At 57.4% G+C, this 23,228-nt stretch carries 19 protein-coding genes and 1 riboswitch; of the genes, 13 read left to right on the top strand and 6 right to left on the bottom strand.

The window, feature by feature from the left end; genetic code table 11:
- Positions 1-131 precede the first annotated feature (131 nt).
- Together CPA59_RS04220 and fumA are read left to right on the top strand one after the other, a co-directional pair.
- Positions 132-998 (top strand): LysR family transcriptional regulator, encoded by an 867-nt coding sequence (locus CPA59_RS04220; RefSeq protein ID WP_038661801.1) that lies wholly within the window; start codon positions 132-134, stop codon positions 996-998.
- Positions 999-1,432: 434 nt separating this feature from the next.
- Positions 1,433-3,076, top strand: coding sequence for a class I fumarate hydratase FumA (gene fumA, locus CPA59_RS04215; protein WP_038661804.1), 1,644 nt, complete (start codon positions 1,433-1,435; stop codon positions 3,074-3,076).
- Between the two features lie 46 nt (positions 3,077-3,122).
- Here the strand turns inward: fumA and norR are convergent, their stop codons facing one another.
- Entirely contained in the window at positions 3,123-4,649 is a 1,527-nt protein-coding gene (gene norR, locus CPA59_RS04210; protein ID WP_107758752.1) for a nitric oxide reductase transcriptional regulator NorR, read from the bottom strand.
- A 161-nt stretch (positions 4,650-4,810) separates the two neighbouring features.
- On the opposite strand from norR, the gene norV reads away from it, so the two are divergent.
- The 3 genes from norV (at position 4,811) to tehB (ending at position 8,596) form a co-directional block, all read left to right on the top strand.
- Positions 4,811-6,295, top strand: a complete 1,485-nt coding sequence (norV, locus tag CPA59_RS04205) for an anaerobic nitric oxide reductase flavorubredoxin (RefSeq protein ID WP_107758751.1) — start codon at positions 4,811-4,813, stop codon at positions 6,293-6,295.
- A 25-nt stretch (positions 6,296-6,320) separates the two neighbouring features.
- Positions 6,321-7,490 (top strand): NADH:flavorubredoxin reductase NorW, encoded by a 1,170-nt coding sequence (norW, locus tag CPA59_RS04200; RefSeq protein WP_107758750.1) that lies wholly within the window; start codon positions 6,321-6,323, stop codon positions 7,488-7,490.
- A gap of 242 nt (positions 7,491-7,732) precedes the next feature.
- Positions 7,733-8,596, top strand: coding sequence for an SAM-dependent methyltransferase TehB (gene tehB, locus CPA59_RS04195; protein ID WP_038917966.1), 864 nt, complete (start codon positions 7,733-7,735; stop codon positions 8,594-8,596).
- A gap of 75 nt (positions 8,597-8,671) precedes the next feature.
- Here tehB and ribB read toward each other — a convergent pair whose 3' ends face one another.
- Entirely contained in the window at positions 8,672-9,325 is a 654-nt protein-coding gene (gene ribB, locus CPA59_RS04190) for a 3,4-dihydroxy-2-butanone-4-phosphate synthase (protein ID WP_038661818.1), read from the bottom strand.
- A 126-nt stretch (positions 9,326-9,451) separates the two neighbouring features.
- Positions 9,452-9,613: riboswitch (FMN riboswitch) on the bottom strand.
- Between the two features lie 159 nt (positions 9,614-9,772).
- On the opposite strand from ribB, the gene CPA59_RS04185 reads away from it, so the two are divergent.
- Positions 9,773-10,057, top strand: a complete 285-nt coding sequence (locus tag CPA59_RS04185; RefSeq protein WP_033570374.1) for an accessory factor UbiK family protein — start codon at positions 9,773-9,775, stop codon at positions 10,055-10,057.
- Between the two features lie 46 nt (positions 10,058-10,103).
- On the opposite strand, the gene yjeH is transcribed toward CPA59_RS04185, so the two are convergent.
- Positions 10,104-11,357 (bottom strand): L-methionine/branched-chain amino acid transporter, encoded by a 1,254-nt coding sequence (gene yjeH, locus CPA59_RS04180; RefSeq protein WP_107758749.1) that lies wholly within the window; start codon positions 11,355-11,357, stop codon positions 10,104-10,106.
- A gap of 163 nt (positions 11,358-11,520) precedes the next feature.
- Positions 11,521-12,456: a cell division protein ZipA gene (zipA, locus tag CPA59_RS04175; RefSeq protein WP_107758748.1), complete on the bottom strand. Its 936-nt coding sequence runs from the start codon at positions 12,454-12,456 to the stop codon at positions 11,521-11,523.
- A gap of 222 nt (positions 12,457-12,678) precedes the next feature.
- Between zipA and cysZ the strand changes: the two genes are divergently transcribed.
- From cysZ to crr, 5 genes are all read left to right on the top strand, one after another.
- Positions 12,679-13,449, top strand: coding sequence for a sulfate transporter CysZ (cysZ, locus tag CPA59_RS04170; protein WP_107758747.1), 771 nt, complete (start codon positions 12,679-12,681; stop codon positions 13,447-13,449).
- A 158-nt stretch (positions 13,450-13,607) separates the two neighbouring features.
- Positions 13,608-14,576 (top strand): cysteine synthase A, encoded by a 969-nt coding sequence (cysK, locus tag CPA59_RS04165; RefSeq protein ID WP_038917961.1) that lies wholly within the window; start codon positions 13,608-13,610, stop codon positions 14,574-14,576.
- A 427-nt stretch (positions 14,577-15,003) separates the two neighbouring features.
- Positions 15,004-15,261 carry a phosphocarrier protein Hpr gene (gene ptsH / locus CPA59_RS04155; RefSeq protein ID WP_013316619.1) on the top strand — a complete coding sequence of 86 codons (258 nt, stop codon included), beginning with the start codon at positions 15,004-15,006 and terminating at the stop codon, positions 15,259-15,261.
- Between the two features lie 47 nt (positions 15,262-15,308).
- Positions 15,309-17,036 (top strand): phosphoenolpyruvate-protein phosphotransferase PtsI, encoded by a 1,728-nt coding sequence (gene ptsI, locus CPA59_RS04150; RefSeq protein ID WP_038661836.1) that lies wholly within the window; start codon positions 15,309-15,311, stop codon positions 17,034-17,036.
- A gap of 41 nt (positions 17,037-17,077) precedes the next feature.
- On the top strand, positions 17,078-17,587 hold the full coding sequence (gene crr / locus CPA59_RS04145) for a PTS glucose transporter subunit IIA (protein WP_022632320.1): 510 nt from the start codon (positions 17,078-17,080) through the stop codon (positions 17,585-17,587).
- 128 nt (positions 17,588-17,715) lie between these two features.
- Here the strand turns inward: crr and CPA59_RS04140 are convergent, their stop codons facing one another.
- Together CPA59_RS04140 and CPA59_RS04135 are read right to left on the bottom strand one after the other, a co-directional pair.
- On the bottom strand, positions 17,716-19,134 hold the full coding sequence (locus tag CPA59_RS04140; RefSeq protein WP_107758746.1) for an ATP-binding protein: 1,419 nt from the start codon (positions 19,132-19,134) through the stop codon (positions 17,716-17,718).
- Between the two features lie 2 nt (positions 19,135-19,136).
- Positions 19,137-19,817 carry a response regulator transcription factor gene (locus CPA59_RS04135; protein ID WP_038661845.1) on the bottom strand — a complete coding sequence of 227 codons (681 nt, stop codon included), beginning with the start codon at positions 19,815-19,817 and terminating at the stop codon, positions 19,137-19,139.
- Between the two features lie 228 nt (positions 19,818-20,045).
- Here CPA59_RS04135 and CPA59_RS04130 point away from each other — a divergent pair, with 228 nt between their 5' ends.
- Both CPA59_RS04130 and CPA59_RS04125 read left to right on the top strand, forming a co-directional pair.
- Positions 20,046-21,263 (top strand): efflux RND transporter periplasmic adaptor subunit, encoded by a 1,218-nt coding sequence (locus tag CPA59_RS04130; protein ID WP_107758745.1) that lies wholly within the window; start codon positions 20,046-20,048, stop codon positions 21,261-21,263.
- Between the two features lie 3 nt (positions 21,264-21,266).
- Positions 21,267-23,213, top strand: a complete 1,947-nt coding sequence (locus CPA59_RS04125) for a MacB family efflux pump subunit (protein WP_107758744.1) — start codon at positions 21,267-21,269, stop codon at positions 23,211-23,213.
- The last annotated feature ends 15 nt before the right edge of the window (positions 23,214-23,228 follow it).

Genomic DNA, 23,228 nt, shown 5'->3' with positions numbered 1-23,228 from the left:
CGCTGCGCTGGACTTGCTGTTGCATGTTTTTCTCCTTCGGCCTGCATGACTGCGATTGCGGGTTGCCATTCTCATCGAAATAACCAATAGTGTTAAATTAGTTTCCATCTAAAAAAGCGATAGAGTCGGCGATGCGTTATTCTCCTGAATCCCTGCTGGCGTTTATCGCCACCGTGAATACCGGTTCTTTTTCCGCGGCGGCCCGTCATCTGCAAAAAAGCCAGTCCACCGTCAGTACCGCGGTGGCGAATCTGGAGGCGGATCTGGGCCTGACGCTGTTCGACAGGCGCGGTCATCAGCCGGTGCTGACCGATGAAGGGCGCAAGGTACTCAGCCACGTCAAAGCGATTTTGTCCGCCAGCGAAGCGCTGGACGAACTGGCGATCCGGCTGGCGGACAAGGTGGAGCCGCGGCTGACCTTTGTGCTGTCGGACACCTGGCAGTGCCGCCACTACTACCCGGTATTGCAGCGTTTCGCCGAGCGTTTTCCTGATGTGGAGTTCGAGTGCCTGATTGCGGAAGACGAGGACGTCGTGGACCTGCTGCAGTCGCAGCGCGCCCATGTCGGCGTGTTGCAGGCGCAGGCGCATTACCCCATCGACATTGCGGTATCCCGGCTACAGGTGACAACCGAAATGGCGATCTACGCGGCCCACAGCCACCCGTTGGCGCAGCACGCGCCGGTGACGCAGGAACAGCTCGCCACGGCGCGTCAGTTGTGCCTTCACACCTACAGCCAGCGGGAGCGGCCGCAGTCCGAAGGCGCTACCTGGTCGACGCCGTCGTATCTGATGCTGCTGGAAATGGCGGAACAGGGGTTTGGCTGGAGTATCCTGCCGCGCTGGCTGGTGAACGAGTACGCGCGCAACCGGCTGGTGGAACTGGCGCTGCCCGGCTGGCCGCGGAAAATTGAGGTGGACATCGCCTGGTCGCGCCCTTTTCCACCCGGCCCGGCCGGCCTGTGGCTGATCGATACCCTGCTGGAACAGCGTGAATGAATATCCGCTCGTAAGGCCTGATGCCCTATTCAATTGGGTAATCAATAAACCTTATTTATTTAATGGATATTGCGTTGTCGCACGCCGCACTTAATTAATTTAAATAAATGACTTAATATGGCGCGCCCAGCGGTCATTTTTGCCGGCAACCTCGTCACGTTTCGGTCTGAGATATATTTTCAACGAAAACATGACAGAGATAAAAATAATGTGACTTGTTGGCGTGGTACTCCCTGTCATAAAGCCATAGTATGTGAGGCGGTATCCCTCAAGGGGCGCGGTACTGGCGCAAGTTAAGGAATATCACCCGACGTTTATTGCTTTTGTCGTCGTGCCCGAGGCGATTGACACAACAATAAGACCGGCACAAAAGCCCTAGACGGAAAATAAGACCCGATGAATCACTCAATTATGCGGCTGCAAGTGAGAAGAATATGTCGAATAAACCGTTCTATTACCAAGATCCGTTTCCATTAGCGAAGGATAAAACCGAATATCGCTTAATCAGCAGCGATTTTGTTTCCGTTAGCCAGTTTGAAGGCCAGGATATTCTCAAAGTCGACCCGCAGGGGCTGACGCTGTTAGCCCAGCAGGCATTCCACGATGCCTCTTTCCTGCTGCGCCCTTCCCACCAGCAACAGGTCGCCGATATCCTGCTCGACCCGGAAGCCAGCGAAAACGACCGTTATGTCGCCCTGCAATTCCTGCGTAACTCCGAAATCGCCGCCAAAGGCATCCTGCCTACCTGTCAGGACACCGGCACCGCCATTATCGTCGGCAAGAAAGGCCAGCGCGTATGGACCGGCGGCAACGACGCCGAAGCGCTGTCGCGCGGGGTGTACAACACCTTTATCGAAGACAACCTGCGTTACTCCCAGAACGCGGCGCTGGACATGTACCAAGAGGTCAACACCGGCACCAACCTGCCGGCGCAGATCGACCTCTACAGCACCGAAGGCGATGAGTACAAATTCCTGTTCGTCACCAAAGGCGGCGGTTCCGCCAACAAGACCTATCTGTATCAGGAAACCAAAGCGTTGCTGTCGCCGGGCAAGCTGACAAACTACCTGGTGGAAAAAATGCGTACGCTGGGTACCGCGGCCTGCCCGCCGTACCACATTGCCTTCGTCATCGGCGGCACGTCGGCGGAAACCAACCTGAAAACCGTCAAACTGGCCTCCACCCGCTACTATGACGAACTGCCGACCGAAGGCAACGAGCACGGTCAGGCGTTCCGCGATGTGGCGCTGGAACAGGAACTGCTGGAAGAAGCCCGTAATCTGGGGCTCGGCGCACAGTTCGGCGGCAAATACTTCGCCCACGATGTGCGCGTGATTCGCCTGCCGCGTCATGGCGCCTCCTGCCCGGTCGGCATGGGCGTGTCCTGCTCGGCGGACCGCAACATCAAAGCTAAGATCAACCGTCAGGGTATCTGGCTGGAGCAGTTGGAAACCAACCCCGGCAAATACATTCCGGACCACCTGCGTCAGGCCGGCGAAGGCGAAGTGGTGCGCATCGACCTGAATCGTCCGATGGCCGACATTCTCAAGACGCTGTCGCAGTACCCGGTGTCCACCCGCCTGTCGCTCAACGGCACCATCATCGTGGCGCGCGACATTGCGCACGCCAAGCTGAAAGAGCTGCTGGATAACGGCGGCGAACTGCCGCAATACGTGAAAGATCACCCGATCTATTACGCCGGCCCGGCCAAAACGCCGGAAGGCTATGCCTCCGGTTCGCTCGGCCCCACCACCGCTGGCCGCATGGACTCCTACGTTGATCTGCTGCAATCCCACGGCGGCAGCATGATCATGCTGGCCAAGGGCAACCGCAGCCAGCAGGTGACCGATGCCTGTAATAAACACGGCGGTTTCTACCTCGGCAGCATCGGCGGCCCGGCGGCGATTCTGGCGCAAAACAGCATCAAGAGCCTGGAGTGCGTGGAATACCCCGAACTGGGTATGGAAGCTATCTGGAAAATCGAAGTGGAAGACTTCCCGGCCTTCATTCTGGTGGATGACAAGGGCAACGACTTCTTCCAGGTGATTCAGTCGCAGAAATGCACCCGCTGCGGTTGATTATCCGTTAGCTTGTCCTTCAAACCCTGGCGCATGCCGGGGTTTGTTATTTTATTCCCAACCGTTTTGCCACTCGGTGCAGGTTGCCGCTATCCACCGCCAGTTCGCGGGCGCAGGACGACCAGTTACCCTGATGTCGCGCCAGCGTGTCGCTAATCACCTGCCGCTGATAATGCTCCGTCGCGTCCCGCAGGCTGATGCCGCGCCACGGCGGCACGGTATCGACGGCGGCCGGACGAGGTGCGTCAGGTAAAACGCCGTCCAGATTCAAATGTTCCGGGCGCAATGTCAGATCGCCGGTCGCCCCACCGGCCCGCGCCACAATGGTCGCCCGGTAGATCACATGTTCCAGCTCGCGCACATTCCCCGGCCACGGATAACACGTCAGCAAATGGGTCGCTTCCGGCGACAACGCCAGACGCTGCAACCCTAACCGGGCCCGGCTGCGTTCGCAGAAAAACCCGGCCAGCAAGGCAATATCCTGACCGCGCGCCCGCAGCGGCGGCACCGACAGCGGAAACACGCTCAGGCGATGGAATAGATCGGCGCGAAAAGCGCCTTCCTGCACCGACTGTTTTAAATCCCGGTTGGTGGCCGCCAGCACGCGCACATCCACTTTCAGGCTACTGTCCTCGCCTACGCGCTGCAAATCGCCGTACTGCAACACCCGCAGCAGCTTGGCCTGTAACGTCAGCGACAACTCGCCAATTTCATCCAGAAACAGCGTACCGTTGTCCGCCAGTTCGAACTTACCGGTACGATGGTGGATCGCGCCGGTAAACGCCCCTTTCACGTGACCAAACAGCTCGCTTTCCGCCACCGACTCCGGCAGCGCGGCACAGTTCAGATACACCAGCGGACGGTCCGCACGCCGCGACCCCTGATGGATGGCCCGCGCCACCAGCTCCTTGCCGACCCCGGTTTCCCCCATGATCAGCACGTTAAGATCGCTGTCAGCCACGATAGCCACCTCTTTTTTCAACTGCTGCATGGGTGCAGACAATCCCACCATCTCGTCAGCATCCACCTCCGTCATGAGAGCGGCGTCTGACAGCGGCGCCAACGTTTGTCGTTCCAGTTGCTCCATCAGCAACGCATTGCTCAAGGCAACGGACGCCATCGCGCCAATCAGCCGCAGTTCTTCATCGCTAAAATGATCGAACTGGTGGGGATCCATACCATCAATGGTCAGCACGCCGATCAAGGTGTGGTGAGCAAACAGCGGCAGACCAACGCAGGCATGGACCTTCAACGCTTCCTGACCGGGAATCAGGCCATCGTAAGGATCCGGAAGCTGGCTGTCCGCCGGGAAACGCACCACGTCGCCTGCCCGGGCTATCGCCTCCAGCCGGGGATGCTCGGATAACCGGAAACGTCGCCCCAGCACGTCCGGCGCCAGTCCATCGGTCGCCAGCGGACGCAACAGCTGGCTTTCATAACGCAGCAACGCTGCCGCATCGCAGCATAACAGCTGGCGCAAGCCGTTGAGCAGGCGCTGAAAACGGTCCCGGGTTGAAAGCCCTTGTTGCAGTTCAATGGCAATGTGCGCAAAGGAATCTATCGATAGCGGCATGGTGTGTCTTTTTCACAAATAAGTGTCAAAAAGACATTACTCAGTCATTGTCATAATGACAATGTTTATTTTTAAAGTACTTAAAAATCAAATAAATAAAATCTGGCACGGCTCATGCAATCACATCGTATCCACCTTTAATACGCTAATGGAGTGTTACGATGTCTATTCATGTTAAGAATAATATTCACTGGGTCGGGCAACGGGATTGGGAAGTGCGTGACTTCCACGGAACCGAATACAAAACGCTGAAAGGCAGCAGCTATAACAGCTACCTGATCCGGGAAGAAAAAACGGTGCTGATCGACACCGTTGACCACAAGTTCAGCCGTGATTTCGTCCAGAACCTGATGGCGGAGATCGATCTGGCGCAGATCGACTACATCGTCATCAACCATGCCGAAGAAGATCACGCCGGGGCGCTGAGCGAACTGATGTCCCACATCCCCGATACGCCGATCTACTGCACCCATAACGCCATCGACTCCATTACCGGCCATCACCATCACCCGGAATGGCATTTCCACACCGTCAAAACCGGCGATTCGCTGGATATCGGCAATGGCAAGCAGCTGGTATTCATCGAAACCCCGATGCTGCACTGGCCGGACAGCATGATGACCTACCTGAGCGGCGACGCAGTCCTGTTCAGCAATGACGCTTTCGGCCAGCATTACTGCGATGAGCATCTGTTCAACGATGAGGTCGATCAGGGTGAACTGTTTGAACAATGCCAGCGTTATTTCGCCAATATCCTGACGCCGTTCAGCCGTCTGGTCACCGCCAAGATCAACGAAGTGCTGGGGTTTAACCTGCCGCTGTCGATGATCGCCACCTCCCACGGTGTGGTGTGGCGCGACGACCCGGCGCAGATTATTCATCACTATTTGCGGTGGGCCGACAGCTATCAGGAAGATCGCATCACGCTGTTCTACGACACCATGTCCAACAACACCCGCATGATGGCTGACGCCATCGCGCAAGGCATCCACGATGTCGATCCGGGTGTCGCCGTGAAAATCTACAATGTGGCCCGCCACGATAAAAACGAAATTCTGACGCAGGTCTTCCGCTCCAAAGGCGTGCTGGTCGGTTCTTCCACCATGAATAACGTGATGATGCCAAAAGTAGCCGCCATGCTGGAGGAAATCACCGGTCTGCGTTTCCAGAACAAGAAAGCCTCCGCCTTTGGCAGTTACGGCTGGAACGGCGGCGCGGTTGACCGTATCCAGACCCGGCTGATGGATGCCGGCTTTGAGACCACGCTGTCGCTGAAAACCAAGTGGCGTCCGGACGGGTCTGCGCTGGCAATCTGCCGGGAACATGGCCGTGAAATTGCCCGGCAGTGGGCCTTGCATCCGTTAACCGTATCGCCCGCCGCCGCTATCGAAGCCCCCCAAACGGCTGAGATGGCGGAAACACCGGCGGTCATGGCGGCGGCATCGACCTGCGCCTGCAACGGCACGTCAGCACCGCAAGATAGCAACCGGATGCAGTGCAGCGTATGCCAGTGGATTTACGACCCCGCCATCGGCGAACCCATGCAGGACGTCACGCCGGGCACGCCCTGGTCTGATGTGCCCGACAGCTTCCTGTGCCCCGAATGCGGCTTAGGCAAAGACGTGTTTAATCCTATCCATATTTAATCCTATCCATTAATAAGGAACGGCCATGTCTGACGAAATCATTGTTATCGGGGCGGGTTTCGCCGCCCGGCAGTTGATTAAAAACCTGCGTAAGCAGGATGCCCAACGCCCGATTCGCCTGATCACCGCCGACAGCGGCGACGAGTACAACAAGCCGGAACTGAGCCATGTGCTCAGTCAGCATCGCCGCGCCGACGATCTGACGCGCATGAGCGCGGCGCAATTTGCCGAAGAACAGCGGATTACGCTGTTGGCGCACACCCCCGTCACCGGCATTGATGCCGAGCGGCGGCAGGTCATGTGCGATACCCGGCGCTACGATTACCACACGCTGGTGCTGGCGACGGGCGCCAGCGCCGTGATCCCGCCGATTCCCGGCCATCAGTGGATGCTGACGCTCAACAGTCAGCAGGAGTATCGCCGGGCGGAAGCGCGCCTGACGCAGGCAACCCGCATTCTGATACTGGGAGCGGGTTTGATCGGCAGCGAACTGGCGATGGATATGGCACTGGCCGGCAAGCAGATCACCCTGGTGGATCGGGCATCGCACCTTCTTTCTGCGCTGCTGCCCGTCGAAATCAGCGCCCGACTGCAAGCCGCCCTGCTCCAACAAGGCGTGGAGCTGATGCTCAATACCGGACTTCAACAGCTGGAAAAAACCGACGCCGGCCTGAAGGTCACGTTGATGTCCGGGCGTACGCTGGAAGTCGACGAAGTGATCTCCGCCATCGGATTGCGCGCCAATACCTCGCTGGCCGCTGCCGCCGGACTGGCGGTTAATCAAGGTATAGTGACCGACAACCGGCTGCGTAGCTCTGATCCGCATATTTACGCGCTGGGAGACTGCGCTGAAATCAGCGGCAAGCTGCTGCCCTTTTTACAACCGATTCAGTTGACCGCCAGTATCGCAGCCAACAGCATTATCGCAGCCAGCACCGGTAATAGCGCGGTCAAGCATGTGCCGGAAGGGAACGGTTCCCTCACCCTGCCCACGATGCTGATTAAAGTGAAAACCCCGTTGTTTCCATTACAGCTGGCTGGCGAAACGCAGAACCCGGAACTGGTCTGGCACCTCGTCGCGGATCATGGCGGGATGGTGGCAAAAGGTATGGCGGGAGAGCAGTTGCGGGGGTTCGTCGTGGGGGGCGATCGCATGAAAGAAGCCTTTCCGCTGTTACGGCAATTGTCATCATGAGCTGCATCATGTCGATGGCAACAGCCGCCATGCAGGCAGCAGCGTCATTTCATGCATTTATAATACATATTTCTGGTCACACCATTGCGTGATTAATAGAATGTCCCCCAAACAATTCGAGTTGCAGAAAGGCAGCGACTGGGTGAGTGGCAAATCGGCTTACGCCGGTTTGAACGCCGCCAACGCATCTGCAACGTGAAGTATGACGGATATAGCGGGATACGCGGACGCACGAGGTCTTTATGCAAGAACTGATTTGCTATAAACACATGCCGGTATGGAACAGCAGCACGCTGCCAGCGGCATTCCAGGAAAAACACAACACCAAAGAAGGCACCTGGGCAAAGCTACATATTTTAAAAGGCGAGCTGACTTTCGACCTGCTGACAGAACAGGGCGACACCAAAGAACGCTTCCACTTCTCGCCACAACAGCAGCCGCCCTACATTGAACCGCAGTGCTGGCATCGCATCGTCTCGTTTTCAGACGATCTGGAATGCCAGTTGGGGTTTTACTGCACGGCAGAAGACTATTACCACAAAAAATATGAGCTGACGCGCACCCACTCGGAAGTGATCAACGCTGTGCGTCATGTGCAGCCGGGAAAAGCGCTGGATCTGGGCTGTGGCGGCGGGCGCAACGCGCTCTACCTGAACCTGAAAGGGTTTGACGTCACCGCCTGCGACAAGAACGTCATGAGCATTGATAAGCTCAATAGCATCATCGCTGATGAGCCGCTCAGCCGGATTGAGGCGTTCGTCCACGACATCAATCAGGCCGATATTCGTCACCAGTACGATTTCATCCTGTCGACAGTGGTGTTCATGTTTCTGGAACGAGCGCGCATCCCGGCGATTATCAGCAATATGCAGGAGCACACCGTCGCCGGAGGCTATAACCTGATCGTCGCCGCCATGTCCACCGACGATTTCCCCTGCCCGATGCCGTTCTCGTTCACCTTCGGGCACAACGAGTTGCACGACTATTACCGTGACTGGGAAATCGTGAAATACAACGAGGATGTGGGAGAACTGCACAAAACCGACGCCAACGGTAACCGCATCAAACTGCGCTTTGCCACACTGCTGGCGCGGAAACCAGCCTGAACCTGACGCCTGAAAAAATCAGGGCCGGAAAACCGGCCCTGCAGGAAGAAGAGTCGACGGCGCGCCGTCTGATAATCAGCTGGCTTTACGCTCAGCCGCCTGACGGTAAGCCACCAAATCCTCGATGGTCAGTACCGGCATATCGTGCTGTTTCGCAAATGCGATCACTTCCGGCGCGCGGGCCATAGAGCCATCGTCATTGGTCAGTTCGCACAGTACGCCGAACGGTTTGAACCCAGCCAGACGCATCAAATCCACAGTGGCTTCGGTATGACCGCCGCGCGCCAGCACGCCGCCCGGCTGCGCACGCAACGGGAACACATGACCGGGACGGTTCAGGTCGCTCGGGCGGGCATCATCGGCAGTCGCCGCGCGAACCGTGGTCAGACGGTCAGCGGCGGATACGCCGGTGGTAACGCCTTCGGCGGCTTCAATCGTGACGGTGAACGCAGTTTGATAATGGCTGGAGTTGTGCTCCACCATCATCGGCAGCTCCAGCTTTTGACGGCGTTCTTCGGTGAGGCACAGGCACACGATGCCGCTGCCGTGACGAATGGTCAGCGCCATCTGTTCAACGGTCATGGTTTCGGCCGGGAAAATCATGTCACCTTCGTTTTCCCTGTCTTCATCGTCCAACACCATCACGCCACGGCCGTGACGCAACGCATCCAGCGCACGTTCAACACGTTCAGCGGGAGTACCAAATTCGGAAAGTAAAGTCTGATTCATGGTAAAAAAACCTCATTATTAATATGGATTACCAGAATCAGGGCGAACTTGAGGAGTCGTTTTTGCACTGAAAAACAGCGGCAAAAACGCAAAAATAACGCGTGCAGGCGCAAACCTGTCAGAAACCGTTACTCTCTCCCATCCGGACTATTACCGTCGGCCCCGGAATTACACCGGATCTGCTGACCTCAAACGATATCGTCTGAGCGCTCGCGGGCTTCCAGCCGGCCTGATGGCGCAAACTGGTTTACCGCCGGTGGGGAATTACGCCCCGCCCTGAGAATAAGCAGGATTACTATAGCGCTAACTGGAGGGACGGGCAATCTCTAACCCCGCTTATGGATCGCAAAATTCATCGTATGAAAATCACTTTTTGTTTATACAACGCTAGTCTGGCATTACACTTGGGTTATATTCGCCATTCGTCAAACAGTTCAGGAAAGCGTCATGATTGACCCGAAAAAGTTAGAGCAGATTGCCCGTCAGGTGCAGGAATCCATGCCGAAAGGCATCCGGGAATTTGGCGAGGATGTAGAGAAGAAAATCCGTCAGATACTGCAATCACAGCTGGGCAAGCTGGATTTGGTCAGCCGCGAAGAGTTTGACGTGCAAACCCAGGTATTGCTGCGAACCCGCGAGAAACTGGCGCTGCTGGAACAGCGTCTGAGCGCGCTGGAAGCAAAAGCCGCCGGCAACGAACCGGCGCAGCAGCCGCCAGCCGATCCGCAATAATTCCCGCCGGCGCGACGCCAGACAGGGCTTGCCGCCCTGTCTGCTTTCAGTCAGCCGTCACCGCCTCGCGCCTGGCCGGCAGCATCAGCCATAACGCCGCCAGCATCCCCAACGCATACAACGACTTCCAGCCGAGCGTCAGCAACAGCGCCGCGCACAGGACGCTGCCGATGATCGCCATTACGCGGGAACGCCCGCGCAACAGACGCCAGCCCGCCAGCATGCACAGCAGATAAATCAAAATGAAAATGCCGTTGGCGTAAACAATCAGTTCGGACAGCGGCAGGTTCAGCCAGTAAATGATCAGACAGCAGATCAAACAGCAAGCCACCACCAGCGACAACGCATTCACCGGCGTACGCGACGCCGATAGCTGGGCCAGACGGCTTTCTTCAGGCGCCTGCGACCACACCAGCCGGGCAAAACCCTGAGTATAGATATTCACACTGGCGAAACAGGCGAGATAACCCACGATGCAGGCCAGCCACAAGGCATGATCGCCGAACAAACGCACCACAATACCGGGCAAAGATGCGGTAGCCGCCTGATGAGGGCCATAAGCCCCGAAATGCAGCACCGCGACAGTACATCCCCAGTAAACGGCGCCCGCCAGCAGCATGCCGATCAGCAACGCTCGAGGAAAATCCCGTTCGGGCGATTTGAACTCCGTCGCCAGATGGGCAAAGGCTTCCAGCCCGACGAAGCACCAGAACATCACCGCCAGCGCATCCAGCATCTTCGCTCCGTTAATGTCCGCCAGCGCAGGCCACGAAATCTGGGACGGCGTAATCCGACCCTGCCACCAGATCGCCGCCACCAGCAAGACCACCAGCAGCGCAATTAGCGTCTGTACCGTGGCGCTGGAGCCGGCGCTGCGCATTCCCAGCAGCCAAATCACGGCCAGCGTCAGCAATTGCACCAGCAGCAAACCGCCGGCATTGAGGCCAAAGGCCGCCTGCCAGAAGCCGGCCGCGATTTGCATCGCCGCAGGCAAACCGACCGGGATGACGGACAAGAACAACCAACCGGTGACCCTGGCTAGTCGCGGGCCAAACGCCAGCCGAACAAAGTGCGCCGCGCCGCCGGCATTCGGAAAGTGCCGGCCAAGCGACGCAAAAGCGATGGCAATCGGAAACACCAGCGCAATCAGCAGCGGCCAGGCCCACAGGCTATCGCCCCGCGCCTGCTCCGCCACCAAGGCGGGTACGGCAAACACACCGGTCCCCAGCAACGAGGTCGACAACAACCCGATGCCCTGAACCAGCCCCAATTCCTGTTTTAACGTATTACTGCCGCCCACTGTCTGCACCTTGTCGCCGGCCGGCGCGCATCTCGCCCTGCGCCGACACACTGAACGTGAACGCCGCCAGGACGCTCACGATGAAAGTAAAAAGCCCCCGCGGACGGAGGCTTCTGAAAAGTATAAGAATTAACAACACATTCGCCGTTATTCGCCCTGAACGTTATTCGCCATTAGCCTTGAGTACCGCACGAATACGAGCTTTATAGGCTTCCACTTTCTGCGGCGTCACCAGACGACGCTCGTCGTCCAGCACCACGCCGCCCACGTCATCGGCGATACGCTGAGCCGACTGCAGCATCAGCTTGAAATTCTGGCTGGCGTCGCCGTAAGACGGCACCATCATGAAAATCGACACGCCCGGCGTAGTGAATTCGGACATCGCTTCTACGTTGAAAGAACCGGGTTTGACCATGTTGGCCAGGCTGAACAGCACCGGGCCGCTGCCTGCCGGGTTGACGTGACGATGGAAAATGTTCATTTCGCCGAACTGGAAACCGGACTGCAATACGCTTTGCAACAACAATTCGCCGCCGATCACGCCGCCCTGATGAGCCGCCACATGCAGCACCAGCACGGCCTCCTGCTGCGATTCATGTTGTGCGGTCGCAGGCGCTTCAGGCGCCGCCGGCTCGGGTTGCCGGTCATACGTTTCCGGCGGGGTTTCGTCGACAATGCGCGCCGCCGATTCGGATACCGGCTGCGGTTGCTGATACTGGGGAGCGGACTGAGGCTCGGCGCGCGGCGCCGCAGGCTGAACGGGTTGACGCAACGGCGCTTGCGGCTCGACGTCATCCAGCAATGGATCATAGGCCGCCGGTTCCTGCCCGAAGGACGGCGCTGAACGCTCGCCCGAAGGCGCATAGTTGCCGGACGAAGGATTCTGCTGGCCGCGGGAATGCGTTACCCGCACCTCGCCGACCCCTTCGTCAAGCTCTTCCAGCGGGGCGTCATCACGCTTTGGCTTCAGGCGTTTTACCGGACGATCGCGGAAAAGGGACGAGCGTTCCTTACGGCTTGTCCAAAGACCGTGCAGTAACAGTGCTATAATTGCGATCGCGCCAACAACAATCAAGATCAGACGCAGGTCCTGCATCATTGCTATCCCAGTTATTCCAATACGTTGCCACTACGGCAAATACACATACCTCTAACTGTATTTGCCTGTGTACCCAAGTGCAAGTCTGGGCGCTAGTTTATGATAATAAAGATCGACAGCGGGCATTTTTTTGCCGTTTTTTCATGCAAATCGCAACTAGCCAGCTGAAAATCATCCCGATATGATGCCATAACCTGCATATCATAGGGTGAGAACAGCACCATGTCTTATACGCAACACCTTGATCCCAAACACAGCGGCCTGCATTACTTTCTGAAAGGCTGGCAACTTCTCTCACTGCCCGGCATCCGCCGTTTTGTCATTCTTCCCATGCTGGTTAATATCCTGCTGATGGGCGGCGCCTTCTGGTGGTTGTTCCGCCAACTCGGCACCTGGATACCGCAATTGATGACCCATGTGCCGGATTGGCTGCAGTGGCTGAGCTACCTGCTCTGGCCGCTGGTGACCCTCTCCGTGCTGCTGGTGTTCAGCTATTTCTTCAGCACGATCACCAACCTGATTGCCGCGCCGTTCAACGGCCTGCTGGCGGAACAGTTGGAAGCACGGCTGACCGGTCAGCCGCTGCCGGCCAGCGGCATCCTCGATATCGCCAAAGACGTCCCCCGCATCATGCGGCGCGAAATTCAAAAACTGGCCTATTATTTACCGCGGCTGCTGGTGTTGCTGTTGCTGTATTTCGTGCCCGGCATCGGCCAGACGGTGGTGCCGGTGGTGTGGTTCCTGTTTGGCGCCTGGATGCTGGCGATTCAGTATTGCGATTACCCGTTCGACAACCACAAAGTCGGTTTTTCAGCCATGCGCCAGGCGCTGCGGCAGAACAAGCTGACCAATCTGCAGTTTGGCGCGCTGGTCAGCCTGTGCACCATGGTGCCGTTGCTGAATCTGTTGATCATGCCGGTAGCCGTCTGCGGCGCTACGGCCTTGTGGGTGGATCGTTACCGTCATCTTTCCGCTACGCTGCGTCGGTCCTGATCACGACGACAACAGTAACCTGTTCTATAACTGGATATTGATGAAAATATATTTCTTCAGAACATATCGATATAGCGATTCTTTACTTCACTGGCTGTCCCGAACGAGTATTCTCTCTAAGGTTCGCAAAAATTTCATACAGTTATTAAGGACGGGCTATGAGTAAGATCTACGAAGACAATTCTTTCACTATCGGCCATACGCCGCTGGTTCGTCTGAATCGCATCGGCAATGGGCGTATTCTGGCTAAGGTGGAGTCACGTAACCCGAGCTTCAGCGTAAAATGCCGCATCGGCGCCAACCTGATTTGGGATGCCGAAAAGCGTGGCGTGCTGAAACCCGGCATCGAACTCGTAGAACCGACCAGCGGTAATACCGGTATTGCACTGGCGTATGTGGCGGCGGCGCGTGGTTATAAACTGACGCTGACCATGCCGGAAACCATGAGTATCGAACGTCGCAAGCTGCTCAAGGCGCTGGGCGCCAATCTGGTGCTGACCGAAGGCGCCAAAGGCATGAAAGGCGCGATTGCCAAAGCCGAAGAAATCGTGGCCAGCGACCCGCAACGCTACCTGCTGCTGCAGCAGTTCAGTAACCCGGCCAACCCGGAAATTCACGAAAAAACCACCGGCCCGGAAATCTGGGAAGACACCGACGGCGAAGTCGACGTCTTTATTGCCGGCGTGGGCACCGGCGGCACGCTGACCGGCGTTAGCCGTTACCTCAAGAACACCAAGGGTAAAGCCATCATCTCTGTTGCCGTTGAGCCAACCGACTCTCCGGTCATCACCCAGGCGCTGGCCGGCGAAGAAATCAAACCCGGCCCGCACAAGATCCAGGGGATCGGCGCCGGTTTCATTCCCGCCAACCTGGATCTGAAGCTGGTCGATCGCGTTGAGCGCGTCACCAACGAAGACGCTATCCACACCGCGCGTCGTCTGATGGAAGAAGAAGGCATTCTGGCGGGTATCTCTTCGGGCGCAGCGGTAGCAGCCGCCCTGAACCTGCTGAAGGAAGAGGAATTCGCCAACAAAACCATCGTGGTGATCCTGCCCTCTTCCGGCGAACGTTATCTCAGTACGGCGTTGTTTGCCGATCTGTTCACCGAACAGGAACTGCAGCAGTAAGTTTCTCCTAGTCGAATAAGTTTCCCCTGGTCGCAAATGTGATTTAAAAGTTAAAAAAGCACCCTGCGGGGTGCTTTTTTGTGGCCGAGTTCAAACTTTCTGTTACTTACACATTGCTTTTCACGGTCAGGTTTAGTATTTAACCGAACAATTATTTTGATGCGTGAAATTAATATCCGTCGAGGCCCCCACATACGGATATCATTCCAGCGACATGGAGCAGCACGGCCGGACGCTTCATCAATCGCAGGATCAACAACACGGGGCCATGTCGACGTTAACCAGGGGTAAGCGCACACCGTTTTCCTCAACCGCATCCCGGCCTGTCCTGAACCATTCAGGGCAACCAAACAGGCTAAAGTTCAGTACATACACTAAACTTTAGTTCCACAACATGAACCTAATCCAACAAGTTGGGGAAAACAGAATGTTCCAGCAAGAAGTAACGATTACCGCGCCAAATGGCCTGCACACTCGTCCCGCCGCACAGTTCGTAAAAGAAGCCAAAGGATTCACCTCTGAAATCACCGTTACCTCCAACGGCAAAAGCGCCAGCGCCAAGAGCCTGTTCAAACTGCAGACCCTCGGTCTGACCCAGGGTACCGTGGTCACCATTTCCGCCGAAGGTGAAGACGAGCAGCAAGCCGTTGAACATCTGGTTAAACTGATGGCTGAGCTTGAGTAAACGGCCCACTCTCTTTAGTGAACATCAGAATCAAGTAAGGTAGGGTTATGATTTCAGGCATATTAGTATCACCGGGAATTGCTTTTGGTAAGGCGCTGCTACTGAAAGATGACGAGATTGTCGTCAACCGGAAAAAAATCTCTGCAGACCAGGTCGATCAGGAAATCGAACTCTTCCTGACGGGTCGCGCCAAAGCCTCAAAACAGCTGGAAGCGATCAAGCAAAAAGCAGCTGAAACGCTGGGGCCAGAGAAAGAAGCCATCTTCGAAGGGCATATCATGCTGCTGGAAGATGAGGAATTCGAGCAGGAAATCATCTCCCTGATTAAAGACGACCACGCGTCTGCGGACGCGGCGGCGTTTTCCGTCATCGAGACCCAGGCGAAAGCGCTGGAAGAACTGGATGACGAATACCTGAAAGAGCGCGCCGCAGACATGCGCGACATCGGCAAGCGCCTGCTGAAAAACATTCTGGGCCTGCACATCGTCGACCTGGGCGACATCCAGGACGAAGTGATTCTGATTGCCAAGGATCTGACCCCGTCCGAAACCGCGCAGCTGAACCTGAACAAGGTGCTGGGTTTCATTACCGATATCGGCGGACGTACGTCCCATACCTCGATCATGGCGCGCTCGCTGGAGCTGCCGGCCATCGTAGGCACCACCGACGCCACCCAGAAAATCAAGAACGGCGATTTCATCATTCTGGACGGGGTAAACAACAAGATTTACCAGAATCCTGATCAGGCCACCATTGACCAGCTCAAGGCCGTTCAGGAACAGTACAACACCGAGAAATACGAACTCGCCAAACTGAAAGATCTGCCGGCCATCTCGCTGGACGGTCATCAGGTGGAAGTGTGCGCCAACATCGGCACCGTGCGCGACGTCGCCGGCGCTGAGCGTAACGGCGCGGAAGGCGTGGGCCTGTATCGCACCGAATTCCTGTTCATGGACCGCGATGCCCTGCCGACCGAAGAAGAGCAGTTCCAGGCTTACAAAGCCGTCGCGGAAGCAATGGGCGCTCAGGCGGTGATCGTGCGTACGATGGACATCGGCGGCGACAAAGACCTGCCGTACATGGATCTGCCGAAGGAAGAGAACCCGTTCCTTGGTTGGCGCGCGATTCGTATCTGCCTTGATCGCAAGGAAATTCTGCATTCGCAGTTGCGCGCAATTCTGCGTGCGTCCGCGTTTGGCAAACTGCGCATCATGTTCCCGATGATCATTTCGGTGGAAGAAGTGCGTACGCTGAAAGCCGAACTGGAGATGCTCAAAGGCCAGCTGCGGGCGGAAGGCAAGGTGTTCGACGAAACAATCGAAGTCGGCGTGATGGTGGAAACCCCGGCCGCGGCGGCCATCGCCCACCATCTGGCGAAGGAAGTCGACTTCTTTAGTATTGGGACAAATGACTTAACCCAGTATACTCTGGCGGTAGATCGCGGGAATGAGCTGATTTCTCATCTCTATAACCCGATGTCTCCAGCCGTGTTGACCCTGATCAAGCAGGTGATCGACGCGTCGCATGCCGAAGGCAAGTGGACAGGCATGTGCGGTGAACTCGCGGGCGACGAACGTGCTACACTACTGCTGCTGGGGATGGGTCTGGATGAATTCAGCATGAGTGCCATCTCGATTCCTCGCATCAAGAAAATTATTCGCAATGCCAACTACGAAGATGCGAAAGCGCTGGCGGAGCAGGCATTAGCCCAGCCGACAGCTGAAGAGTTAAGCAGTCTGGTAAGCCGGTTCATTAAAGAAAAGACGCTTTGCTGATACCGCTGTGCTGACCCAATATTAATGCTTAGGAGAAAATCATGGGTTTGTTCGATAAACTGAAATCTCTGGTTTCTGATGACAAAAAAGAAACCGGCAGCATCGAAATCATTGCCCCGTTATCCGGTGAAATCGTCAACATCGAAGACGTGCCTGATGTGGTATTCGCAGAGAAAATCGTCGGCGATGGCATCGCTATCAAACCTAGCGGTAACAAAATGGTCGCGCCGGTGGACGGCACCATTGGTAAAATCTTCGAAACCAACCATGCTTTTTCCATCGAATCAGACAATGGCATCGAGCTCTTCGTTCACTTCGGTATTGATACCGTTGAACTGAAAGGCGAAGGCTTTAAACGTATCGCGGAAGAAGGGCAGCGCGTCAAAAAAGGCGACGTGGTGATCGAGTTTGATCTGCCGTTGCTGGAAGAGAAAGCCAAGTCTACCCTGACCCCGGTCGTGATCTCCAATATGGACGAGATCAAAGAGCTGACCAAACTGAGCGGCACCGTTGTCGTTGGGGAAACCCCGGTTATTCGCATCAAGAAGTAAGCGACTTTCCGTCATGAAAAACGGCACCTTCGGGTGCCGTTTTTGTTTCTTTTCGCCGTGTAATCAGCCCTGATGCAAGCCGCCGGGACCACGCGAGACTGTTGCCAGAAAAACCATTCCAGCAAAATTTATTGCCAGCGAGGGATGCAAATACGGATCTGCAACCCGCCCTGCTCCCGGTTCTCCGCTTCGATGCGGCCGCCGTGCGCCACCACCGCCTTGCGAGCGATGGCCAGCCCCAATCCGTACCCTTTGCCCGACTGCGGCGAATCGATGCGCATGAAAGGATCGAAAATACTGGAGAGTTTGCTTTCTTCCACGCCCGGCCCGCGGTCCGCTACGCCGACGCACCACTCTTTCTCATCCCGTGACAGCGTGACCAGCACCTGCTGACCGCGCGAAGAGAAACGCAGCGCATTGCGAATGATGTTATCCAGCGCATGCCGCATCAGCTCCGCCGAGCCTTTGACGGTGTAATCATCGTAATCGCTAATATTGAGTGAGATGTCCACGCCCGGCACCTGCGCTTCATAACGCGCATCGTTGACCACCGCATTCACCAGCCCGAGCAGGTCGAAATACTCTTCGGTGTTGACCGCGTTGTTTTCCGCGCGGGACAGCGTCAGCACTTCGCCGATCATCTTGTCCATCCGTTCTGCTTCACGCTCGATGCGCTGCAAGGCGTTTTCCACGTTGTCAGGGTTCTGACGCGCCAGCCCGATCGCCAGTTGCAGCCGAGCCAGCGGCGATCGCAATTCGTGGGAGACGTCGTGCAGCAGTTGCTCGCGCGCGCCCACCAATACCGACAGGCGACCAACCATAGCGTCAAAGTCGCGCGCCACATCGCCGATCTCATCATGGCGGCGGCGCATCGACGGATAAAGCCGTACCGACAGGTCGCCCTGCGCGACACGCTCGAAGCTGGCCCGCAACCGGCCCAGCGGACGCGCCAGGTTCCACGCCAGCATACCGCTGAACAGCAACCCGCCCAGCGCGCCAATCCAGATCATCGGCGGCGGCAAATGCAGGAAAAACGGCATCGGCGCCGGACCGTTCTCCGGCATCAAATCCTGCCGCCAGCGAGCGGTATTGAAACTCACCCGGTATCGCTGCCCGTCAGGGCCTTCCACTACCTGTAACGACGCGGCGTCCGGCCGTTCCGGCATTCCGCCCGGCCCAGGTATTGGCCCCGGTCCGAACCCCGGCCCCGGGCGTCCGGGCGGTTCGCCCAGCATCCCCATTTCCGGCGGCGGTTCAGCGCCTATCCCGGCCACGTCCTCGTTGTCGCCGATAATCGAGACATTGATGTAACCACGTTCGCTCTTCGGCCAGTCGGCCAGCGTGCGCCCCAGTTCAGCCATGCCGCCCTGACGCAACGCCTGCGTCGCCAGCGCCATTTGCAACGACATGGTGTGTCTTCCCAGACGAACCTCCGGCGGCTCGTTACGCCCGCCGTAAAACGAGAAGCCTACCCACAGCAGCTGTGAAATGACGAAAAACGTCAGCCACAAACCGAGCAGGATCTTCCAGAACAGCCTTCCATGCATGATTAACGGATCCGGTATCCGACGCTGCGCACCGTCTCGATGGTCAGGTTACACCCATCCAGCGCCGCCAGCTTTTGACGAATATTGCTAATATGTACATCCACGCTGCGGTCATAGGCCTCCCGGCGGCGTCCCAGGCATTTCTCCGACAGCTCATCCTTGGTCACCACCCGCTCGGACGAGCGCATCAGCAGCTCCAGCAGGTTGAATTCCGAAGCGGTAAGATCAAACGCCTTGCCGCGCCACTCGCTGCTGCGGGTAGAAGGGCAGATCGCCAGCTCGCCGTAGTTCACCGTCCCGGTGTCCTCGCTTTTTTCCGCCTTGTCTTCATAACGGCGCAGCACCGCACGCAGACGCGCCACCAGCTCACGCGGATAGCAGGGCTTCGGCACATAATCATCCGCGCCCATTTCCAGCCCGATCACGCGATCGATGTTATCGCCCTTGGCCGTCAACATAATGATGGGAATCGAGCGGTTGCGACGTACTTGCCGCAGTACGTCAATTCCGCTCATATCCGGCAGCATGATGTCCAAAATCATCGCGGTATACTGATCGGACATGGCGCCGTCCACTCCTTCCTTGCCGGTCATCACCTGTGAAGTGCTGAACCCTTCCGCCGTGAGGTATTCACACAGCATGTGCCCCAGTTCAGCGTCATCGTCTACCAGTAAAATTTTCATACTTTCATTCCCATGCATTGTTACCGCTCCTATTGTCAGGGCTGGTTGCAATCTGCGCAGCACCATTTACGGAATCCTTACCTTTCACTGTTCGAAACATAACGCATTCGAAGCGGGATGACGGGTAAATTATACGCAGCCCGTGTTCCCTGATTCAGGGATACGTCGCGTATTTTGTCCCGGTTCTTCGTTTCGGCGTTTTACTTAGCCAAGGATGCTTTTGTTTTGATGAGATTCCGACCCAGCTCCAGCCGTTTCTGGTGGCTTTTGGCCGGCCTTGCCGCCATTACCCTGTTCGTCGTCTTTCGCCTGTCCCGGCCGGCGCCCCCGCCGAATTATATTACGGCCACGGTGGATGTCCGCGATCTGCAACAGACTGTGCTGGCCGACGGTACCGTCAACGCGCGTAAACTGGTTAGCGTCGGCGCGCAGGTTTCCGGGCAAATCAAAGCGCTGCACGTATCGCTGGGCGACAAGGTGAAACAGGGGCAGTTGCTGGCCGAAATCGACGATTTAACCCAGCAGAACGCGCTGCGGGACAGCAAGGCGGCGCTGGATAACATTCAGGCGCAACGCGCCTCCAGGCAGGCCACGCTGCGTAATAACCAGCTCAGTTGGCAACGCCAGCAAAATCTGATGCAAAAAGGCGTCGGCGTGCGGGCGGATTACGACAACGCCAAAGCTACGCTGGAAGCCACGCAGGCCGATATCGACGCGCTGGACGCCCAGATTGTACGGGCGAAAATCGCCGTCAACACCGCGCAGGTCAATCTGGGTTACACCAAGATCGTCTCGCCGATGAACGGCACCGTGGTGGCGCTGCCGGTGGAACAGGGGCAAACCGTCAACGCGGTGCAGAGCGCGCCGACTATCGCCAAGGTCGCCAACCTCGACACCATGACGATCGAAGCCAAAATCTCGGAAGCGGACGTTATCAACGTCAGGACCGGCATGCCGGTGTGGTTCACCATTCTTGGCAACCCGAACAAACGCTATCAGGCGGTGCTGCGCGCCATCGAACCGGCACCGGAATCCATCAGCAGCGAAAGCAGCAGCACCAGTGGCAGCGGCACCACCAGCAACAGCACCAGCAGCAGTTCCTCCAGCTCCGCCATCTACTACAACGGCCTGTTCGATGTCGACAACCCGGACGAAACCCTGCGTATTTCCATGACTGCGCAGGTCTATATTCTGTTGTCCGAAGCGAAACACGCCATCGTGGTACCGGTCAGCGCGCTGATTAACCGTCAGGGAAAACTGTTTGTTCAGGTGACCCAGCCGCAAGGCCGGCCGGCGCTGCGCGAAGTGACCACCGGCATCAGCGACAACGCCTATATCCAGCTGATTTCCGGCGTGCTGCCCGGCGAGGAAGTGGTGATCAGCCAGCAGACGGCAAGCGACGGCAGCGGCGCGTCGTCCCCGCCACCGCCGCCGATGGGATTTTAAGCCATGAGCGCGCCTCTGTTAGCGCTGCGCCAGGTCCACCGCAGTTTTATCAACGGTGAACAATGCGTCGATGTGCTGAAAAACATCAACCTGACGATTCATGCCGGTGAAATGGTGGCGATTGTCGGCGCGTCCGGCTCCGGCAAGTCCACGCTGATGAATATCCTCGGCTGTCTGGATAAACCGACTCAGGGGGATTATCAGGTAGCCGGCGTCTCCACCCTGAGCCTGAATGACGACCAGCTTGCCGCGTTACGCCGCGAGCACTTCGGGTTCATCTTTCAGCGTTATCACCTACTTAATGACCTGAACGTGGGCGATAACGTAGAAATGCCGGCGGTGTATGCCGGTCAGGCACGCCACGAACGCCGCCAGCGCGCTGCCGCCCTGCTGGCGAGGTTAGGTCTTGCCGGTCGTCTGCAGGACTCGCCCAACCAACTGTCGGGCGGGCAGCAGCAGCGCGTCAGCATCGCCCGCGCGTTGATTAACGGCGGCCAGGTGATTCTGGCGGACGAACCTACCGGCGCGCTCGACAGCGCCAGCGGTGAGGAAGTGCTGTCGATTCTTCATGAGTTGCATCAGCAAGGGCACACCATCGTGCTGGTCACCCACGATATGCGCATCGCCCAAATGGCCGGCCGCATCATCGAGATTCACGACGGTGAAATCGTGGCCGACCGCAACACGGCCGACGACATGACGCCGGCAACGCCGACGCCCCCGGCGCCGCTACCGGCCAAAACGCTGACCAGCGGGTACGACCGGCTGCAGAATGCCTTCAGGATGGCGCTGCGCGCCATGAACGCCCAGCGGATGCGTACCTTCCTGACCATGCTGGGGATTATTATCGGCATCGCCTCGGTGGTGTCGGTGGTGGCGCTCGGCAAAGGCTCGCAGCAACAGGTGCTGGAACACATCAACGCTATGGGCACCAGCACGCTGGAGATCTTTCCCGGTAAGGATTTCGGCGACATGCGCTCCGCCGCCATTCAGACGCTGCGCGTCAACGACCTGCGCCCGCTGGAACAGCAACCCTACATCCACAGCGTCACCCCCACCGTCTCGACATCGGTGACGCTGCGTTACGCCAATAAAGCGGTATCGGTCAGCGTCAGCGGCGTGGGCGAGCAGTTCTTCACCGTGCGCGGCTATGTCCTGTCGGAAGGCGACGGGTTCTCGCCGCTTAGCGTTGAACGTCTGACGCAGGAGGCGGTCATCGATCAGAACACCCGCAATAAGCTGTTCCCCAACGGCGAGAACCCGCTGGGACAGGTGATTTTTCTCGGCACCCTGCCTTGTCGCATCATCGGCGTCGCCACCCGCAAACAGTCCGGCTTCGGCAGCGATGAAAACCTGAATATCTGGGTGCCCTATACCACCGTGATGCGCCGCATGGTCGGTCAGTCATACCTGCGCAGCATTACCGTGCGGGTTAAAGACAATATCGACCTGAGCGTAGCGCAACAGGGCATCACCCAGATTCTGACGCGCCAGCACGGCAACAAGGATTTCTTCGTCATGAACACCGACAGCATCCGTCAAACCATCCGGCAGACCACCGCCACCATGACGCTGCTGGTGTCCGCCATCGCGCTGATTTCGTTGATTGTGGGCGGTATCGGCGTTATGAACATCATGCTGGTGTCGGTGACCGAACGCACGCGGGAGATCGGCGTCCGCATGGCGGTCGGCGCGCGCACCGGCGACATCATGCAGCAATTTTTGATTGAGGCGATTTTGGTGTGTCTGTGCGGCGGAGTATTGGGCGTGATGCTGTCGCTGCTGGCCGGCGCAATCGCCAGCCATGTCAGCGGCGTAACATTCCTTTATTCCGCCGCCTCAATGGTGGCGGCGTTTCTCTGCTCCAGCCTGATTGGCGTGATTTTCGGCTTCTTCCCGGCGCGGCGCGCGGCCCGTCTGCAACCGATCCACGCGCTGGAGCGGGAATAAACACAGGCGTGGCGC

Source organism: Dickeya sp. Secpp 1600, assembly GCF_003049805.1.
Classification (GTDB): Bacteria; Pseudomonadota; Gammaproteobacteria; order Enterobacterales; family Enterobacteriaceae; genus Dickeya; species Dickeya fangzhongdai.
Note: the sequence above shows the minus strand (reverse complement) of the source record. Positions and strands in the feature narration are given on the sequence as shown.

Coding starts and splice junctions, on each gene's coding strand:
- crr (WP_022632320.1), top strand. CDS start 17,078: ATGGGTTTGTTCGATAAACTGAAATCTCTGGTTTCTGATGACAAAAAA.
- CPA59_RS04220 (WP_038661801.1), top strand. CDS start 132: ATGCGTTATTCTCCTGAATCCCTGCTGGCGTTTATCGCCACCGTGAAT.
- ptsI (WP_038661836.1), top strand. CDS start 15,309: ATGATTTCAGGCATATTAGTATCACCGGGAATTGCTTTTGGTAAGGCG.
- CPA59_RS04125 (WP_107758744.1), top strand. CDS start 21,267: ATGAGCGCGCCTCTGTTAGCGCTGCGCCAGGTCCACCGCAGTTTTATC.
- CPA59_RS04130 (WP_107758745.1), top strand. CDS start 20,046: ATGAGATTCCGACCCAGCTCCAGCCGTTTCTGGTGGCTTTTGGCCGGC.
- cysZ (WP_107758747.1), top strand. CDS start 12,679: ATGTCTTATACGCAACACCTTGATCCCAAACACAGCGGCCTGCATTAC.
- fumA (WP_038661804.1), top strand. CDS start 1,433: ATGTCGAATAAACCGTTCTATTACCAAGATCCGTTTCCATTAGCGAAG.
- ribB (WP_038661818.1), bottom strand. CDS start 9,325: ATGAATCAGACTTTACTTTCCGAATTTGGTACTCCCGCTGAACGTGTT.
- CPA59_RS04140 (WP_107758746.1), bottom strand. CDS start 19,134: ATGCATGGAAGGCTGTTCTGGAAGATCCTGCTCGGTTTGTGGCTGACG.
- norW (WP_107758750.1), top strand. CDS start 6,321: ATGTCTGACGAAATCATTGTTATCGGGGCGGGTTTCGCCGCCCGGCAG.
- tehB (WP_038917966.1), top strand. CDS start 7,733: ATGCAAGAACTGATTTGCTATAAACACATGCCGGTATGGAACAGCAGC.
- zipA (WP_107758748.1), bottom strand. CDS start 12,456: ATGATGCAGGACCTGCGTCTGATCTTGATTGTTGTTGGCGCGATCGCA.
- norV (WP_107758751.1), top strand. CDS start 4,811: ATGTCTATTCATGTTAAGAATAATATTCACTGGGTCGGGCAACGGGAT.
- CPA59_RS04185 (WP_033570374.1), top strand. CDS start 9,773: ATGATTGACCCGAAAAAGTTAGAGCAGATTGCCCGTCAGGTGCAGGAA.
- ptsH (WP_013316619.1), top strand. CDS start 15,004: ATGTTCCAGCAAGAAGTAACGATTACCGCGCCAAATGGCCTGCACACT.
- CPA59_RS04135 (WP_038661845.1), bottom strand. CDS start 19,817: ATGAAAATTTTACTGGTAGACGATGACGCTGAACTGGGGCACATGCTG.
- cysK (WP_038917961.1), top strand. CDS start 13,608: ATGAGTAAGATCTACGAAGACAATTCTTTCACTATCGGCCATACGCCG.
- norR (WP_107758752.1), bottom strand. CDS start 4,649: ATGCCGCTATCGATAGATTCCTTTGCGCACATTGCCATTGAACTGCAA.